17 protein-coding genes are annotated in these 15717 nt (G+C 68.7%); 7 read left to right on the forward strand and 10 right to left on the reverse strand.

Annotation, left to right across the window (positions count from 1 at the left end; all coding sequences use genetic code 11):
* Positions 1 to 8 precede the first annotated feature (8 nt).
* Positions 9 to 2627 carry an ATP-dependent chaperone ClpB gene (gene clpB / locus MKK52_RS22030; protein WP_243957692.1) on the reverse strand — a complete coding sequence of 873 codons (2619 nt, stop codon included), beginning with the start codon at positions 2625 to 2627 and terminating at the stop codon, positions 9 to 11.
* Positions 2628 to 2824: 197 nt separating this feature from the next.
* On the opposite strand from clpB, the gene MKK52_RS22035 reads away from it, so the two are divergent.
* The gene (locus tag MKK52_RS22035; RefSeq protein ID WP_243957694.1) at positions 2825 to 3595 is read left to right on the forward strand and encodes an MOSC domain-containing protein; all 771 of its coding nucleotides are present in this window, start codon (positions 2825 to 2827) and stop codon (positions 3593 to 3595) included.
* A 3-nt stretch (positions 3596 to 3598) separates the two neighbouring features.
* On the opposite strand, the gene MKK52_RS22040 is transcribed toward MKK52_RS22035, so the two are convergent.
* Together MKK52_RS22040 and MKK52_RS22045 are read right to left on the reverse strand one after the other, a co-directional pair.
* On the reverse strand, positions 3599 to 4780 hold the full coding sequence (locus MKK52_RS22040; protein ID WP_243957696.1) for a pyridoxal phosphate-dependent aminotransferase: 1182 nt from the start codon (positions 4778 to 4780) through the stop codon (positions 3599 to 3601).
* Positions 4781 to 4834: 54 nt separating this feature from the next.
* Positions 4835 to 5026 carry a hypothetical protein gene (locus tag MKK52_RS22045; protein WP_243957697.1) on the reverse strand — a complete coding sequence of 64 codons (192 nt, stop codon included), beginning with the start codon at positions 5024 to 5026 and terminating at the stop codon, positions 4835 to 4837.
* Positions 5027 to 5225: 199 nt separating this feature from the next.
* Here MKK52_RS22045 and MKK52_RS22050 point away from each other — a divergent pair, with 199 nt between their 5' ends.
* Positions 5226 to 5516, forward strand: coding sequence for a hypothetical protein (locus MKK52_RS22050; protein ID WP_243957699.1), 291 nt, complete (start codon positions 5226 to 5228; stop codon positions 5514 to 5516).
* 4 nt (positions 5517 to 5520) lie between these two features.
* Here the strand turns inward: MKK52_RS22050 and MKK52_RS22055 are convergent, their stop codons facing one another.
* Positions 5521 to 6897, reverse strand: coding sequence for an ATP-binding protein (locus MKK52_RS22055; RefSeq protein ID WP_243957781.1), 1377 nt, complete (start codon positions 6895 to 6897; stop codon positions 5521 to 5523).
* A gap of 214 nt (positions 6898 to 7111) precedes the next feature.
* On the opposite strand from MKK52_RS22055, the gene MKK52_RS22060 reads away from it, so the two are divergent.
* The 4 genes from MKK52_RS22060 to MKK52_RS22075 are packed head-to-tail and all read left to right on the forward strand — an operon-like array spanning position 7112 to position 9780.
* Positions 7112 to 7435, forward strand: a complete 324-nt coding sequence (locus MKK52_RS22060; RefSeq protein WP_243957701.1) for an XdhC family protein — start codon at positions 7112 to 7114, stop codon at positions 7433 to 7435.
* Entirely contained in the window at positions 7435 to 8136 is a 702-nt protein-coding gene (locus tag MKK52_RS22065; RefSeq protein ID WP_243957703.1) for an XdhC family protein, read from the forward strand. The genes MKK52_RS22060 and MKK52_RS22065 overlap by 1 nt, the downstream gene beginning before the upstream one ends.
* The gene (locus tag MKK52_RS22070; protein ID WP_243957705.1) at positions 8133 to 9158 is read left to right on the forward strand and encodes a molybdopterin-binding protein; all 1026 of its coding nucleotides are present in this window, start codon (positions 8133 to 8135) and stop codon (positions 9156 to 9158) included. Before MKK52_RS22065 ends, MKK52_RS22070 begins: the two co-directional genes overlap by 4 nt.
* Positions 9151 to 9780 carry an NTP transferase domain-containing protein gene (locus MKK52_RS22075; protein WP_243957707.1) on the forward strand — a complete coding sequence of 210 codons (630 nt, stop codon included), beginning with the start codon at positions 9151 to 9153 and terminating at the stop codon, positions 9778 to 9780. Before MKK52_RS22070 ends, MKK52_RS22075 begins: the two co-directional genes overlap by 8 nt.
* Here the strand turns inward: MKK52_RS22075 and MKK52_RS22080 are convergent.
* The 6 genes from MKK52_RS22080 to MKK52_RS22105 all read right to left on the reverse strand — a co-directional run bounded on the left by MKK52_RS22080 (position 9735) and on the right by MKK52_RS22105 (position 15062).
* Positions 9735 to 9887 (reverse strand): DUF2256 domain-containing protein, encoded by a 153-nt coding sequence (locus tag MKK52_RS22080; RefSeq protein WP_243957708.1) that lies wholly within the window; start codon positions 9885 to 9887, stop codon positions 9735 to 9737. The genes MKK52_RS22075 and MKK52_RS22080 overlap by 46 nt on opposite strands.
* On the reverse strand, positions 9887 to 11047 hold the full coding sequence (locus MKK52_RS22085; RefSeq protein ID WP_243957710.1) for an OpgC family protein: 1161 nt from the start codon (positions 11045 to 11047) through the stop codon (positions 9887 to 9889). Before MKK52_RS22085 ends, MKK52_RS22080 begins: the two co-directional genes overlap by 1 nt.
* A gap of 3 nt (positions 11048 to 11050) precedes the next feature.
* Entirely contained in the window at positions 11051 to 11974 is a 924-nt protein-coding gene (locus MKK52_RS22090) for an alpha/beta hydrolase (RefSeq protein ID WP_243957715.1), read from the reverse strand.
* 116 nt (positions 11975 to 12090) lie between these two features.
* On the reverse strand, positions 12091 to 13743 hold the full coding sequence (gene ettA, locus MKK52_RS22095) for an energy-dependent translational throttle protein EttA (protein ID WP_243957717.1): 1653 nt from the start codon (positions 13741 to 13743) through the stop codon (positions 12091 to 12093).
* A gap of 154 nt (positions 13744 to 13897) precedes the next feature.
* On the reverse strand, positions 13898 to 14170 hold the full coding sequence (locus MKK52_RS22100) for a hypothetical protein (RefSeq protein ID WP_243957725.1): 273 nt from the start codon (positions 14168 to 14170) through the stop codon (positions 13898 to 13900).
* Between the two features lie 7 nt (positions 14171 to 14177).
* Complete coding sequence (locus tag MKK52_RS22105; protein ID WP_409564714.1) at positions 14178 to 15062, reverse strand: DNA/RNA non-specific endonuclease; 885 nt, start codon at positions 15060 to 15062, stop codon at positions 14178 to 14180.
* Between the two features lie 457 nt (positions 15063 to 15519).
* Between MKK52_RS22105 and MKK52_RS22110 the strand changes: the two genes are divergently transcribed.
* Positions 15520 to 15717: 1-deoxy-D-xylulose-5-phosphate synthase N-terminal domain-containing protein (locus tag MKK52_RS22110; RefSeq protein WP_279597966.1), on the forward strand; the 198-nt coding region annotated here is incomplete at its 3' end.

Consider the following 15717-nt stretch of genomic DNA (forward strand, 5'->3'; position numbering starts at 1 on the left):
CCCATCCGTCAGTTCAACGTAGCATCCGCTGGGCGCCGTTCCGCGCCGACCGTGAGGTCGCCGATCATCAGGCCGGCGGGCCCGAGATGGACGGGCACGTGCTCGCCATCGTGGATCTTCCCCGCGAGCAGCAATTCGGCCAGCGGGTCCTGCACGTTCTTCTGGATCACCCGCTTCAGCGGCCGCGCCCCATAGGCCGGGTCGTACCCCTTGTCGGCGAGCCAGTTGCGCGCGTCCTCGTCCACCGTCAGGACGATCTTGCGCTCGTCCAGGAGCTTCTGAAGCCGCCCAAGCTGAATCTCGACGATGGCACCCATCTCCTCCCGCTTGAGACGGTGGAACAGGATGATCTCATCGACCCGGTTCAGGAATTCCGGCCGGAAGTGGCTGCGCACCACGCCCATCACCTCGTCCCGCACGGCCTCGGTGTCCTGCCCGGCGGGCTGGTTCACTAGGTATTCCGCCCCGAGATTCGAGGTCATGATCAGGAGCGTGTTGCGGAAATCCACCGTCCGCCCCTGCCCGTCCGTCAGGCGACCGTCATCAAGAACCTGCAGCAGGACGTTGAACACGTCCGGATGCGCCTTCTCGACCTCATCGAACAGCACGACCTGATACGGCCGGCGCCGCACCGCCTCGGTCAACGCGCCGCCCTCCTCGTAGCCGACATAGCCGGGAGGCGCGCCGATCAGCCGGGCGACCGCGTGCTTCTCCATGTACTCGGACATGTCGATGCGCACGAGCGCCGTGTCGTCGTCGAACAGGAAGCCGGCCAACGCCTTGGTCAGCTCCGTCTTGCCGACACCCGTCGGGCCGAGGAACATGAACGAGCCGATCGGCCGGTTCGGATCCTGCAACCCGGCGCGGGCGCGGCGCACGGCGGTCGCCACCGCCTCCACCGCCTCGCGCTGACCGACGACGCGCTTGCCCAGCGCCATCTCCATCGCGAGCAGCTTCTCGCGCTCACCTTCGAGCATCTTGTCGACGGGCACGCCGGTCCAGCGCGAGACGACGCCCGCGATGTGGCTCGGCGTCACCGCCTCCTCCATCAGGCCGCGCCCGTTCTCGGTGCCCTCGGTGTCTGCGAGCTGCTTTTCCAAGCCGGGTATGATGCCGTAGGCGAGTTCGCCCGCGCGCTGGTACTGGCCCTGCCGCTGGGCGGCGGCGAGTTCGTTGCGCGCCTCATCGAGCTTCTTCTTGAGATCGGCCGCCGTGCCGAGCTTGTCCTTCTCGGCCTTCCAGCGCGCCGTGATCGCGGCGGAGCGCTCCTCAAGGTCGCCGAGTTCCTTCTCCAGCCGCACGAGGCGGTCGCGGGAGGCAGAATCGGTCTCCTTCTTCAGGGCCTCACCCTCGATCTTCAGGCGCACGATCTCCCGGTCGACCGAATCCAGCTCCTCCGGCTTCGAATCGACCTGCATCCTCAGCCGCGAGCCAGCCTCGTCCACGAGGTCGATGGCCTTGTCGGGCAGGAAGCGGTCGGTGATGTAGCGGTTCGAGAGCGTCGCCGCCGCGACCAGGGCCGAATCCTGGATGCGCACGCCGTGGTGCTGTTCGTACTTCTCCTTCAGGCCGCGCAGGATCGACACCGTGTCCTCCACGGTGGGCTCCGAGACGAAGACCGGCTGGAAGCGCCGGGCGAGCGCCGCGTCCTTCTCGACGTGCTTGCGGTACTCATCCAAAGTTGTCGCGCCGACGCAGTGCAATTCGCCACGGGCGAGCGCGGGCTTCAGCAGGTTCGAAGCGTCCATCGCCCCGTCCGCCTTCCCCGCGCCGACGAGGGTGTGCATCTCATCGATGAACAGGATGATCCCGCCCTCGGCCGCCGTGACCTCGGAGAGCACGCCCTTCAGCCGCTCCTCGAACTCGCCGCGATACTTCGCCCCCGCGATCAGCGAGCCCATGTCGAGGGCGAGCAGGCTCTTCTCCTTGAGGGATTCGGGCACGTCGCCGTTGACGATGCGCAGGGCCAGGCCCTCCACGATGGCGGTCTTGCCGACGCCGGGCTCGCCGATGAGCACGGGGTTGTTCTTGGTGCGCCGCGACAGGACCTGGATGGTGCGCCGGATCTCTTCGTCGCGGCCGATGACCGGGTCGAGCTTGCCGGTGCGCGCCGCCTCGGTGAGGTCGCGGGCATACTTCTTCAGCGCGTCGTAGCTGTTCTCGGCGCTGGCGTTGTCGGCGGTGCGGCCCTTGCGCAGGGTGTTGATCGCCGCGTTCAGCGACGCCGGCGTGACGCCGGCAGCCTGCAATGCGCGGCCGGCTTCCGATTCCTTCTCCACCGCGATGGCGAGGAGAAGCCGCTCGACGGTGACATAGGAATCTCCGGCCTTCTGTGCGGCGCTCTCAGCGGTGTCGAACAGGCGCACAAGTTCGCGCGTCGCCTGGGGCGCCGCAGCGTTGCCGGATACCTTCGGCTGCTTGGCGAGCCACTGCTCGGTCTGCGCCAGGGCCACGCGGGACTGGCCGCCGGCCCGGTCGATAAGGCCCGCGCACAGGCCTTCGGGATCGTCGAGCAGCACCTTGAGCAGGTGGCCCGGCTGCAACTGGGGATGGCCCTCGCGCATGGCGAGGTTCTGCGCCGCCTGCACGAAGCCGCGGGCCCGTTCTGTGTACTTTTCGAAATTCATGTATTGCCTCTCCCGCACCGGCATCCGCCGCCCACACGAGGCGCGGCGCAACCGAAACGTCGCCCTCCGGCATTCTGCCGCGCGAGGGCATCGACGCCTCACGGCCGCCGATTATCCGGATGTGGTGTTGCAAATGCGCACCACAAGACCCGACGACGCTCTTGCGCGACATGTCACTTCAGGGCCACGATCCGCGCATGACCGCATTGATTCACGTCAGCGCCCTCTACCGCTATCCGGTGAAGGGCTTGAGCCCCGAGCGAGTGGACCGCGTCAATCTGGAGACGAGCGGCTTCTTCCCCGGCGACCGCCTCTACGCCGTCGAGAACGGCCCGTCTGGCTTCAACCCGGTGGCCTACCGCCACCAGCCGAAGACGAAGTACCTGATGCTGATGCGGGACGAGGCCCTGGCCCGCCTGCGCACCCGCTACGACGACGCCACAGCGACGCTGCACGTGGAGGGCGACGGCGAAACCCTCGCCGCCAAGCTCGACAAGGCCGAAGGGCGTGAAGCGTTGGAGGACTTCCTGCGGCGCTTCGTGCCCGACGCCCTGAAGGGCGAGCCGAAGGTGCTCGAAGCCCCGCCGCAGCACCGCTTCACCGATTCGCCGATCGGCTACGTCTCGCTCATCAACCGGGCGAGCGTGCAGATGCTGGAGGACGACCTTGGTGTCCCGGTGAATCCGCTGCGCTTTCGCGGCAACCTGCTGGTGGAAGGGCTCGCCCCCTTCGCCGAACTCGACATGCTCGGACAGGTGATCAAGGCGCCGAGCGGCCTGCGGTTCAAGGTGACGAAGCGGACGGTGCGCTGCGCCGCCACCAACGTCGATCCGGAGACCGGCGCCCGCGACCTCGATATCCCGTGGACCATCGACAAGCGCCTCGGCCACCGCGACCTCGGCGTCTACATGGAGGTCATCGCCGGGGGCGAGCTGGCCGCCGGGGATGATTTGCGGGTGGTGGGGTAGCCGTTACCCCGCCGTCCGGCTCTCCAAGAAATGCTTCATCCGCTCCAGCGCGCGGCGGATGTTCTCGGCGGAGTTCGCGTAGGACAGACGGATGAAGCCTTCGCCGTGGACGCCGAAATCCGGGCCGCCGATCGTCGCGACGCCCGCCTCGTCCAGAAGCGCCGAGGCGAGGGCCTTGGCCTTCCAGCCGGTCCGGGACACGTTCGGGAAGGCATAGAACGCACCCTTCGGCACGATGCAGGACACGCCGGGCAGGGCGTTGAGCCCGTCCACCACGATGGACCGGCGGCGGTCGAACTCCGCGACCATCTCGGCCACGCAATCCTGCGGGCCGTCGAGGGCGGCGATGCCGGCCCATTGGGTCGCGGCGTTGACGCAGGAATGCGCGTTCACCGCGAGCTTGCGGGCGTTCTCGTAAAGGGGCTTCGGCCACACGGACCAGCCGAGCCGCCAGCCGGTCATGGCGTAGGTCTTCGAGGCGCCGTCGAGATAGATCAGCCGGTCGCGGATCTCGGGATACGCGAGCAGGGAGTGATGCACCTCCCCGTCATAGGTCATGGTGCCGTAGATCTCGTCCGAGAGCACCGCCACGTCGGGGTGGTCGGCGAGCCCCTTCACCAGGGCGTCGATCTCGGATTTCGGGCTGACACCGCCGCACGGGTTAGCCGGCGAGTTGACGATCAGCAGCCGCGTCTTCGGCGTGATGAGCGAGAGCGTTTCTGCGGCCGAGAAGGCGAAGCCGTTCTCCTCACGGATCGGCACCGGCACGGGGGTCGCGCCGGTGTACTCGATCATCGAGCGGTAGATCGGGAAGCCGGGGTCCGGATACAGGATCTCGGCGCCGGGCTCGCCGAACATCAGGATCGCCATGAACATGGTGACCTTGCCGCCCGGCACGACCATCACCGATTCGGGCGAGACCTCGACGCCGTGGCGGCGGAGGATGTCGCGGGACACCGCCTCCCGCAGGGGAAGGATGCCCGTGGCCGGCGTGTAGCCGTGGTGGCCGTCGCGCAGGGCCTTGATGCCGGCCTCGACCACATGGGCCGGAGTCGGCATGTCGGGTTGGCCGATCCCGAGGTTGATAATGTCGCGCCCCTGGGCCGCCAGCGCTTGGGCGCGGGCGAGCACGGCGAAGGCGTTCTCCTCGCCGATGCGCGAGAAGGCCGGAACAACGTGGAGCATGGCGGCCTCCGGGCCGGAAACGTCGTCTACGGGAGCCGAGCCGCCTGCGGCGCCTTACGGCTTCGTGCGCTCGGACAGCTTCATCGCTGCAACGGACATGCCGACCGAGACGACACCGAGGATGATGAAGGTCTTCACCGAGGCGTAGAAGAGGGCCGGCTCGATCCCCGTATCCGTGTAGAGCACCAGGCCGATCGCGATGAGCGGCAGCGAGATGAGGGTGAACAGCGGAACGAGCGGATTCATGCGGGGCACTCGGTAACTGGCGCGGAACGCGCCTCAGGCTGTGAGGTATCCTGCATAGCATCGCACGGCGACGGTTGGCACCCCCCCGTGCGGCGGGAGATTGGCCGGGGCGGCGCCCCCCCGTCACGGAAGGTCGAAACAAGTAATTTATTTACAGAAGCTGCTCCAAAACAGACGTCAAGGACTCATGGGGAGCGCTATGCAGTTTACGTCCGCGAATCGGTCGGGTTCTCCCAGCGGATCGGGCGACCTCGATTCCCTCGTACGCCAGATCGCGCGCCTCGTGCGGCATCCTGCCTATCGGCGGAACCGGGTGGTGAGCCCGCTGCTGCTGCGCCATCTGCCCTTCGATCACGGCTATGCGTGGCAGGGTGAGGCGAGCCTCCTCGACCGCCTGACGAAGGCGAAGCTCGACGGCGCCAGCGTCCAGCATCTGATGGGCAGCGTCCAGAGCGAATACACCCGGCTGCGCGGCCCCGTCGACGCCTGAGCGATTAGGCCGGCACCCGCACGGTGGCGCGCAGGCCGCCGAGCGAACTGTCGTGCAGGGTGATGTCGCCGCCATGGGCACGGGCGATGTCGCGGGCGATGGCGAGGCCGAGGCCCGATCCGCCCGCATCCTGGCGCGCGTCGTCCAGACGCACGAAGGGCTTGAACACGTCCTCCCGCCGTTCCGGCGGCACGCCCGGACCATCGTCCTCAATGGAGACGAAGAAGCTGCGCGTCTCCAATTTGCCCGAGATGGAGACCGTCTCGCCGTAGCGCGCGGCGTTCGAAGCCAAGTTGAACAGGCAGCGCCGGAAGGCATCCGGCCGCACTGTCACGAAGGGACGGCCCACCAGTTCCACCTCTGAGACGTGGGCGCCCAGGCGCTCGACATCGGTGCGCAGGTCTTCGAGGAGCGCGCGCATGTCGGTCTGCGTCGCGGTCTCGGCCGAATCACCTCGCGCGAAGGCAAGGTAGCCTTCGAGCATCCGGCTCATCTCATCGACGTCGCGGGTCAGGTCGTCGATCTCGTCGCTGCTTTCGAAGAGCGCGAGCGAGAGCCGAAAGCGCGTGAGGATGGTGCGCAGGTCGTGGCTGACGCCGTTGAGCATCGTCGTGCGCTGCTCCATCGCCCGCTCGATGCGCCGCTTCATCTCGATGAAGGCATGGCCCGCCTGCCGCACCTCGCGGGCGCCGCGCGGGCGGAACTCGATCTCGCGGCCCTTGCCGAACCCCTCTGCCACGGCGGCGAGCCGCAGGATCGGCTTGATCTGGTTGCGCAGGAATAGGATCGCGACGCCGAGCAGCACCAGGGACGAGCCCATCATCCACACGAGGAAGATATGCGAGTTCGAGGCGTAGGCCTGTGAGCGCCGCGCGGTGATGCGCATGACCCCTTGCGGGATCGACACGCGGATCTCGATGAGGTTCGAGCGGCCCACGGTGTCGATCCAGAACGGCCGGCGGATCTGCCGCTTGATTTCGTCGGAGAGCGCTTCGTCGAGGATCGAGAAGAACGGCCGCGGTCCCGGCGGGGGCAGCTTGGCGTTCTCCAGGATGTCGAGGTCGAGGTTCAGGCGTTCCCCGGCGATCCGCGAGAGGGTGTCGGCGTCCTTGTCCTGCGGGTAGCTCTCGTAGATGTCGATGAGGGCCGCGACATCCGCCACCACGGACGCCGAAAGGCGCTTCGTGACCAGCTGCCAGTGCCGCTCCATGAAGGTGTAGGCGATCACCGATTGCAGCAGCACCATCGGCGCGATGATGATGATGAGCGAGCGCGCGTAGAGGCCCTTCGGCAGCACGTCGCCGATGGCCCGCGACAGGCGCTTGAGCTGGCGGCGCGGCGCCGACAGGGCGCGGGCCGGCGTCTCGGCCGCACGCCGCATGCGCGCGAGGGCGGGATCCTCGGCGTTCACGAACCGCGCCCCTTGCGGCGGGTGATCTCGGCGTTGGACGGCATGGCCTCCGGCCCCAAGCGGGATCACCTTCTACCGGCCGGCGCATGAGGCGCCAAGGTCGGTCGCGACTTGCGCTGCGGCGCGGCAGCCATACCTCTTCACGAGCGGGCGTGGCCCGCCTCCCATCAAGGCGCGCGGGGCCATGCTAAACACCGATACCGACATTCTCTCAGCAGCCCAGACTTGGCGCCGCGAGGGGCGCGACGTCGCCCTCGCCACCGTCATCGAGACCTGGGGCTCGGCACCCCGGCCGGTGGGCAGCCACCTCATCATCGACGGCGACGGCAACTTCCTCGGCTCGGTCTCCGGCGGATGCGTCGAGGGCGAGGTGATGGTGGAGGCCGCCGACGTGATCGAGAACGGCCAGCCCCGCGTGCTCGAATTCGGCGTGGCCGACGAGACGGCGTGGCGGGCCGGGCTGTCCTGCGGCGGGCGGATTCGCGTCTTCGTGGAACGGGTCGACTGATGCGCGCGGATATCCTGGCCGCCCTGAATGAGGAGCGCGCGGCGCGGCGGGCGGCGATCCTTGTCACCCAGATTCCCGATGGGTCCCAGCGCCTCGTGCGCGAATCGGAGATCGAGGCCGATCCCCTGGCCGACACGCTCCGCAAGCACTTCGCCTCCGGCAAGAGCGGCCTCGTTGAGACCGGCGAGGGCCAAGCCTTCCTCACCGTGCAGGTGCCCCCGGTGCGGCTCGTGGTGATCGGCGCGGTGCATATCTCGCAGGCGATGGCGCCGATGGCCGCCGCCCTCGACCTCGCCCTGACGGTGATCGACCCGCGCACCGCTTTCGCCACCCCGGAGCGCTTCCCCGGCATCGACCTCGTGGCGGAATGGCCGGATACGGCTTTCGCCGGACCCGTGCCGCCCCTCGACCGCTACTGCGCGCTTGCCGCCCTCACCCACGATCCGAAGATCGACGACCCGGCCCTTGCGGCGGGTCTGCGGGCGGGGTGCTTCTATATCGGCGCCCTCGGCTCCCGGAAGACGCATGCCGCCCGTGTGGCGCGGCTCGGTCAGACGGGCTTCACGGAGGCCGAGATCGGCCGCATCCACGCGCCCATCGGCCTGCCCACCGGCGCGGTGAGCCCGGCCGAGATCGCCCTCTCCGTCCTGTCGGAGATCGTCGCGGAGTTGCGTCGCGCCCCCAGGCCGGAGGTCGCGTGAGGTTCGGCCCCGTCCCGGTGGCGGACTCCGCCGGGCTCATCACGGCGCATTCCCTGCGCAGCGGGGGCGAGACCCTGCGCAAGGGCTCGATCATCACCCCCGTCATGGCCGCGACGCTCGCAGCGGACGGCGTGCGCGAGGTGGTGGCCGTCTCCCTCGAAACCGGCGATATTGGTGAGGACGCGGCGGCGGGCCGCCTCGCCGCGATCCTGGCTGGTAAGAACCTGCGCGTGGAGGAGCCGTTCACGGGCCGCTGCAACCTCTTTGCGACGACACGGGGCATCCTGCTCATCGACCGGGGCCTGATCGATTCCGTGAACGGCGTGGACGAGGCCGTGACCGTCGCGACCCTGCCGGCCTTCAAGCCGGTGGCCGAGGGCGAGATGGTCGCCACGGTGAAGATCATTCCCTACGCGGTCGGCAGCGCGACCCTGGCCCGCGCCTGCGCCGAGGGCGAGGCCGGCGCCATCGCGGTGGCGCCCTACCGGCGGCGGCGCATCGGTGTCGTCTCGACGCGTCTCGCGTCGCTGAAGGATGCGACCATCGACAAGACGCTCCGCGTGCTGGCCGAACGCCTCGTGCCGACCGGCGCCGAGATCGTCGCCGAGACTCGGGTTCCCCACACGGCGGAAGGCGTGGCGTCGGGGCTCGCCGAGGTCATCGACGGGGCGGGGGCGGACCTGACCGTTTTGTTTGGCGCCTCGGCCATCGCCGACCGCCGCGACGTGATCCCGGCGGGGATCGAGCAAGCCGGTGGCCGGGTGGATCATCTCGGCATGCCGGTCGATCCCGGCAACCTGCTGCTCCTGGGCGCGCGGGGTGACGTGCCGGTGATCGGCGCGCCGGGCTGCGCCCGCTCGCCCAGCGAGAACGGGTTCGATTGGATTCTGCAGCGCCTGCTTGCGGATGTGCCGGTTAGCCGCGCGGATATCGTGGCCCTCGGCGTCGGCGGGCTGCTGATGGAGATCGTGTCCCGCCCGCAACCCCGCGCGGGCGGCGCCACGGCGGGCGACGATGAGTAGGATCGGCATCGTCCTCCTCGCCGCCGGGCGCGGCACCCGGTTCGGCGAGGCGCCGAAGCTCATCGCATTGCTCGACGGCGTTCCCCTCGTGCGCCGCGCGGCGGAGGCGGCGCTGGCCGCGCGGCCCCGGCCGGTCGTGGCGGTGCTTGGGGCGAACGACGCGGCGGTGAGACAGGCACTCGCGGGCCTCGACCTCATCGTCGTTCGCAACGACGCCTATGCATATGGACTCTCCACCTCGGTGAAGGCCGGCATCGCCGCTCTGACGGATTGCGACGCCGCCATCGTGATGCTCGGTGACATGCCCCTGGTGGACGCGGCCCTGATCGACCGCCTCGCGGAGAGCTTCGAGCAGGCCGCGTCGAAACCTGCAGCCATCGTGCCCATCCATGACGGGCGGCGGGGCAATCCCGTGCTCCTCAACCTGCGCCTGCTCGGGGTCGAGATCGCCTCGCTCAGCGGCGACCGGGGGGCGGGGCCGCTCCTCGCCGGGCGTTCGGACGTGATCGAGATCGATGGCGATCCCTCGACCGCCCTCGACATCGATACGCGCGATGCCCTGGCGCAGGCCGAGGATCACTTCGCCCGCTTGGCCTCGCTGCGGCAGCGGTCGGAGCAATAGCGGACCTCGTCCCAGACGCGCTCCCACTTCTTGCGCCACGCGAACGGCTTGCCGCATTGCGCGCAGATCTTCGTCGGCAGATCGCCCTTGCGGCGCATCGGCGGCATCAGGCTGTCTTCGTCCTGGCGGCGCGTTGGCGCGCGCGTGCATCGAAATAGAGGCCGAGACCCAGCATCAGCGCGAGGCCGCTGGCGTTGACGAGGATCTGCAACCACCAGAGCGGTTCGAAGGTCCGGTAGAGGATGCGGCCGATCAGGGCGGCGAGGCAGCCTCCCGCGAAGATCTCCAGCGAGTGCTTCCCGCAGGCCTCCGCTGCGCGCAGGAACGGCTTCTCGGAGAGCGCGCGGATGGCGGGCATGCTGAACAGCAGGTAACCCAGCGCCACGATGTTGACGAGCCGCAGCGGCGCGACATGCCCCTTGTCCGGCTGGTCCATCGCCAGGAGGCGCAGGTCGGGCAGGCCCCACTCGCCCCATGAACCAGCCTGGAAGAACGAGAAGGCCAGGAAGCAGGCCGCCGCCACCGTCAGCACGGGGATGCGGGGCAGGTAGCCCCCGCCGTTCCGCACCGCCACGGCGAGACAGGCGCCGATCACGAACAGGAACTGCCACGCGAACGGGTTGAAGTACCACCCGTCATCGACCGCGGCGGCGTTCGGCAGGTTGAGCTGGTGATCGACATTGGCGGCGAGCCAGAGGGTCGCCGACAGCGCGAGCGCCCCCCACATCCCCCGCGTGATCCCGAGATAGACGAGGGGGAACAGCGCCAGCAGGATGATGTAGAGCGGCAGGATGTCGAGGTAGTTCGGCAGGGCGTTGAGGGAGAGGCCGCGCAGCATCCCCTGCCACAGCCCCATTTCGAGAAGCGGCTTCACGCCGAAGCGCGGCACCAGCCCGGTCATGTCCATCCAGGCGCGCACGATCAGCAGCGTCGCGATGAGGAGCCCCGCCTGGAACAGGTAGATCCGCAGGCAGCGCTTCGCGATGCGCAGCAGCGTCGTCGGGATGCCAGACCGCCGGAACATGCCGCCATAGGCGACCATGGACGAGTAGCCCGCCAGCAGCACGAAGATCTCGGCGGCATCCGAGAAGCCGAGATTGTGCAGGGTGAAGGCGGCCGGCGCGTTGCGCGGGATGTGGTCGATGAAGATCATCAGCAGGGCGAGGCCGCGCAGCACATCGACCCGCGGGTCGCGCTTGCGCGTGGTCTGCTGGGCGGCCGCGTCGGTCCACGCGCCGCCCGTCCTCTCCGGGGTTGGGGCGTCCATCGTTCACCGCATCAGCGCAATGCTGGAAAGCCACAGCCTGCACAGACGAGGCCAGAGCGCGACCGGCGTGTCGGATTGGCCAATCCCAAAACCGTGACCGCCCACGGCGAAGCGGTGATACTCCACCGGCACCTGCGCCGCCTTGCAGGCGGCATCGAGGATGCGGCTGTGCTCGGGGCCGATCACCGGGTCGTCGTCGGTCTGGACGAGGAAGATCGGCGGGCATCCCGTCCGGACATAGGTCTGCACCGACCACTCCGTGCTGTCGGCCTGGCTCGGCGCCTCGCCCACCAGGGAGCGGCGGGTGGTGGTCCTGTCGTTCGGTGCCTCCACCGAGACGACCGGGTAGATGAGGCTCGCGAAATCCGGCCGGGCGGGGCCCTCGTCCGCTGCGTCGACCGGCGCGTAGGATCGGAAGGCCGAGCGCGAGGCGGCCATGCCGGCGAGATGGCCGCCGGCCGAGAAGCCCATGATGCCGAGCCGGGCCGGATCGATCCGGAAGCGGTCGGCCTGGGCGCGGATCAACCGGACCCCGCGCTGCGCGTCCTGGAGGGCCACGACGGGACCGTCGTTCCAGCCCTCGCGCGGCAGGCGGTAGGTGAGGACGAAGGCGGTGATGCCCTGCGCGGCGAGCCAGTAGGCGGCCGGGTACGCCTCTTTCACGAGGCCGATCCGGGCATAGCCGCCACCGCCCGCGACGAGCACGGCGACGCCGGTCGGCTTGTCCGGCAGGAAGGCTTCTAGAATCGGCGTGGTGATGTTGCTGACGGCGCCGCTGTCGTCCCGGCGCAGCGGCCCCGTCGGCCCTCCCCCGCCCGGCGGGGTCGAGGGCCAAAGGGCGATCCGCTCCGGCGCGCCGACCGCCCGCGCGGGCGCGACGGAGAGGGCGGCGGCGAGGCCGAGGAAGAGCGAGCGGCGATCCGGCATGCGGCGTTCCCGCGGCCGCCGTATCCCGTCGCCGCCGCTGCCAAGCAAGACGGACGGGCGGGTTAGGTTCCCCGCCAAGTGATCCCGGCGACGAGACGCCGCCGGGACTTAATGTCTTACCGGGAGAACTTCTTGTACTTGATCTTCTTCGGCATGAGCGAGTCCGCGCCGAGACGGCGCATCTTGTCCTGCTCGTAATCGGAGAAGTTGCCCTCGAACCACTCGACGTGGCTCTCGCCCTCAAAGGCGAGGATGTGGGTCGCGATGCGGTTCAGGAACCAGCGATCGTGGCTGATGATCACCGCGCAGCCCGCGTAATCCTCCAGACCCTCTTCGAGGGCGCGGAGGGTTTCCATGTCGAGGTCGTTGGTCGGCTCGTCGAGAAGCAGCACGTTGCCGCCCTTGCGCAGGGTCGCCGCGAGGTGGACGCGGTTGCGCTCACCGCCCGAGAGCGTGCCAACCTTCTTCTGCTGGTCGGGGCCCTTGAAGGCGAAGGCCGCGCAATAGGCTCGCGAATTGATCTCGCGCTTGTTGAAATACAGGATGTCGTTGCCGCCCGAGATCTCCTGCCAGACGGTGGCGTTGGGATCGAGAGCGTCGCGGCTCTGATCGACGTAGCCGAGATGCACGCTCTCGCCGATCTTGATCTCGCCGTCGTCGGGCTTCTCGTTTCCGGTGATCATCTTGAACAGGGTGGTCTTGCCGGCGCCGTTCGGGCCGATCACCCCCACGATGCCGCCCGGCGGCAGCTTGAAGGACAGGTCCTCGATCAGCAGGCGCTCGCCATAGGCCTTCGAGAGCTTGTTGAACTCGATGACGTTCTGGCCCAGCCGCTCGGTGATCGGGATGACGATCTGCGCCGTGGCGTCCACCTTCTGCTGCTGCTTCGCCACGAGTTCCTCGTAGCGGGTGATGCGGGCCTTCGACTTGGTCTGGCGGGCCTTCGGCGAGGCCGAGATCCATTCCTGCTCGCGGGCGATGGAGCGCTGGCGGGCCATGTCCTCGCGGCCCTCCTGCTCCAGGCGCTTCTGCTTCTGCACCAGCCAGGAGGAGTAGTTGCCCTCGTAGGGGATGCCCTTGCCGCGATCCAGTTCGAGGATCCAGCTCGTCACGTTGTCGAGGAAGTAGCGATCGTGGGTCACGATCAGGATCGCGCCCGGATACTGGCGCAGGTGGCCTTCCAGCCAGTTCACCGTCTCGGCGTCGAGGTGGTTGGTCGGCTCGTCGAGGAGCAGAAGCTCCGGCTCCCACAGCAGCAGGCGGCACAGGGCGATGCGGCGGCGCTCACCGCCCGACAGGGTGGCTACGGGCTGCTCGTCGCTCGGGCAGCCGAGGGCCTCCATCGCCTGATCGATCTTCGAATCCAGCTCCCACAGGCCCAGCGTCTCGATCCGGTCCTGAAGCTCGGTCATCTCGTCGGCGGTTTCCTCCGAGTAGTTCATCGCGAGCTCGTTGTAGCGGTCGAGCATCGCCTGCTTCTCGGCCACGCCCTCCATCACGTTCTCGCGGACGGACTTGTTCGGATCGAGATGCGGCTCCTGCGGCAGGTAGCCGACGCGGGCGCCCTGCGCGACCCAGCCGTCGCCGGAGAAGTCGGTGTCGATCCCGGCCATGATCTTGAGCAGGGTCGACTTGCCGGCGCCGTTGACGCCCAGCACGCCGATCTTGGCATCGGGGTAGAACGACAGGTTGACGTTATCGAGGATCTTCTTACCGCCGGTATAGGCCTTGGTCAGACCCTTCATGTGATAGATGAATTCGCGGGCCATCGCGGGTCGTCCTTGTTCGGGATTGGGTCCGAGTCGCGGCGGACGGCGGCGGGCATCTCGGCCGGCCCTGTCGCGCGAGTCAGGATGTGTCGTATGATCCGTCCCGAGTATCAGGACGGCCGGAGAGCGGCAAGGATCGCCCCACCCTCCCCGCTCAGGCGAAGGGGTTCTTCACCTCGCGCAGTGGCGCCTCCGGCGCCTCGGCCACCTGCGTCGGCAGTTCCCGTCCCTCCAGCGCCTTCACGATGGCCTCGACCGTGTCGCGCAGCCGCCGCGCCGCATCGAGCCCGGCCCTGTCGCAGGTGATGTCGAGGGAGCCGTGCAGGGCGATCCGCTCGGTGCCGTTCTCGATGGACAGGCCGCCGAGGCTGCGCACGGTGGCCTCATCCGCGAAGGGCTCGAAACGGTCGGGCGTCGTCTTCGTCATCGTCGCCTCAGAAGATCTCACGCAGCAATTGGCGGACGGCCTTTCTCAGCGCCCGCATCGTCTCGCGCCAGAGCCAATCGCGCCAGCCCTGGTACTGCGACCCGTCCGGGCGCCGCGCCTCGCCGTGCCCGCCGGATTGCGGATTTGGAAGCGTCATCGCGCTCGCCTTGGCGGCGGGCGACAGGGCGGGGAAGACATCGACGCCCGTCACCGTGCGAAGCTCGTCGAGGGACAGGCTCTTCCATTCGCGCCCGGCCGCGTTCGGCACGAGATAGGCCCCGGCCTGCCCGGTCGCCGGGTCGTACAGCGCCTTGTACAGTTGCGTCGGCACGAGGACGCCCGCGCCGATCTCGCGCAGGGACTCGCCCTCGAAGACCACCCCAGTCACGACGTAGACCGAGCCGTGCCGCGTCGCGAAACGCCGGGTGCTCTCCTCGATGTCGCTCCAGATGCCCCGGTTCATCGCCCTGTCCTGCGGGACGATGTTCGCGAGGCTGAATGATTCCGCCTGCGCGGAGAGGGTCGGCATGTCGGCGGCGGGGGCGAGATGGCCCCGGTCGAAGCCGCTGCGGACGTAATCCTCCAGCCGCGCGCGGGCCTCCGGCGGCAGGCGCGTCTCCTCGTGGAACGTGTCGTCCCGGGCGACCGTCCGCGCGGCGGCGATGCTCTCGCGGGTGAGATGTTCGGCCGAATAGAGCGGGGTCCGGGTCACGCCGGAATGCAGCACGGCGAAGGCTTCGAAGCACAGGGCCGTCGTCCGGTCCGTGAGCTTGGCATTGACCAGAACCGGCCCCTGCCCGCCTGCGAACAGAGCGGGGCAGGTCTGCGCCTTGGCCGTAGTCGCGGCCGTCGCGGCGAGCAGGACGAGGGTGGCGAAACGCAGGCCGCTCACCAGCACGCCCGGACGTGCCGCGTGCCCTCCGGGGTCGGCCGATCACGCCGCGCGCAGGGTCGGCCGAGGCTGTCGACGAAGGGGCGCACATCTCGGTCCGGCCCTCCTGGCACTGTGCGGACGGGGCAAATGCCGAGGAGGTTGCAGGCGAAGTCCAGGTTGCCGTCCGGCACACGCGGATCGGCCAAAGCTTGGCTGCAGTATGGGATGGTGGAGATCAGCAGGATCTTGCAGAGACGAGCAGGTCTCAACGGATTACCTCATGTGGCGGTAAGGGCACTGGACTGGAAAAAAGCATCATCCCGACATTGATCGGAGCGCCGATCGTTCGTAACTGGAAATATCGTGATAGCGGCGGCATCCCGGATTTCATACGGTCGCGCCCCGCTCAAGGCCCGTGCGGTGTCCGGTCCGGATCGGCGCGGCGGGCGGCACAGTGAACAAGCGAGTGCGAGCATTGGCGATCACCCCTGAGCAATCAGCGTTGCTGGATCGTGTGAACGAGCCGTCGGACCTGCGGACGGTGCCGGAAGGCGAGCTGCAGGCCGTGGCCGATGCCGTGCGCGCCGAGATGATCGACGCCGTGTCCATCACCGGCGGCCATCTCGGCTCGGGGCTGGGCGTCGTCGAACTCACCGTCGCCCTGCACCATGTG

It is taken from the genome of Methylobacterium sp. J-067 (assembly GCF_022829465.1).
Taxonomy (GTDB): Bacteria; Pseudomonadota; Alphaproteobacteria; order Rhizobiales; family Beijerinckiaceae; genus Methylobacterium; species Methylobacterium litchii.

Bases quoted from the DNA above. Each gene is read 5' to 3' on its own strand.
- clpB (WP_243957692.1), bottom strand. From the start codon at position 2,627: ATGAATTTCGAAAAGTACACAGAACGGGCCCGCGGCTTCGTGCAGGCG.
- MKK52_RS22035 (WP_243957694.1), top strand. From the start codon at position 2,825: ATGACCGCATTGATTCACGTCAGCGCCCTCTACCGCTATCCGGTGAAG.
- MKK52_RS22040 (WP_243957696.1), bottom strand. From the start codon at position 4,780: ATGCTCCACGTTGTTCCGGCCTTCTCGCGCATCGGCGAGGAGAACGCC.
- MKK52_RS22045 (WP_243957697.1), bottom strand. From the start codon at position 5,026: ATGAATCCGCTCGTTCCGCTGTTCACCCTCATCTCGCTGCCGCTCATC.
- MKK52_RS22050 (WP_243957699.1), top strand. From the start codon at position 5,226: ATGCAGTTTACGTCCGCGAATCGGTCGGGTTCTCCCAGCGGATCGGGC.
- MKK52_RS22055 (WP_243957781.1), bottom strand. From the start codon at position 6,897: ATGCGGCGTGCGGCCGAGACGCCGGCCCGCGCCCTGTCGGCGCCGCGC.
- MKK52_RS22060 (WP_243957701.1), top strand. From the start codon at position 7,112: ATGCTAAACACCGATACCGACATTCTCTCAGCAGCCCAGACTTGGCGC.
- MKK52_RS22065 (WP_243957703.1), top strand. From the start codon at position 7,435: ATGCGCGCGGATATCCTGGCCGCCCTGAATGAGGAGCGCGCGGCGCGG.
- MKK52_RS22075 (WP_243957707.1), top strand. From the start codon at position 9,151: ATGAGTAGGATCGGCATCGTCCTCCTCGCCGCCGGGCGCGGCACCCGG.
- MKK52_RS22080 (WP_243957708.1), bottom strand. From the start codon at position 9,887: ATGCCGCCGATGCGCCGCAAGGGCGATCTGCCGACGAAGATCTGCGCG.
- MKK52_RS22085 (WP_243957710.1), bottom strand. From the start codon at position 11,047: ATGGACGCCCCAACCCCGGAGAGGACGGGCGGCGCGTGGACCGACGCG.
- MKK52_RS22090 (WP_243957715.1), bottom strand. From the start codon at position 11,974: ATGCCGGATCGCCGCTCGCTCTTCCTCGGCCTCGCCGCCGCCCTCTCC.
- ettA (WP_243957717.1), bottom strand. From the start codon at position 13,743: ATGGCCCGCGAATTCATCTATCACATGAAGGGTCTGACCAAGGCCTAT.
- MKK52_RS22100 (WP_243957725.1), bottom strand. From the start codon at position 14,170: ATGACGAAGACGACGCCCGACCGTTTCGAGCCCTTCGCGGATGAGGCC.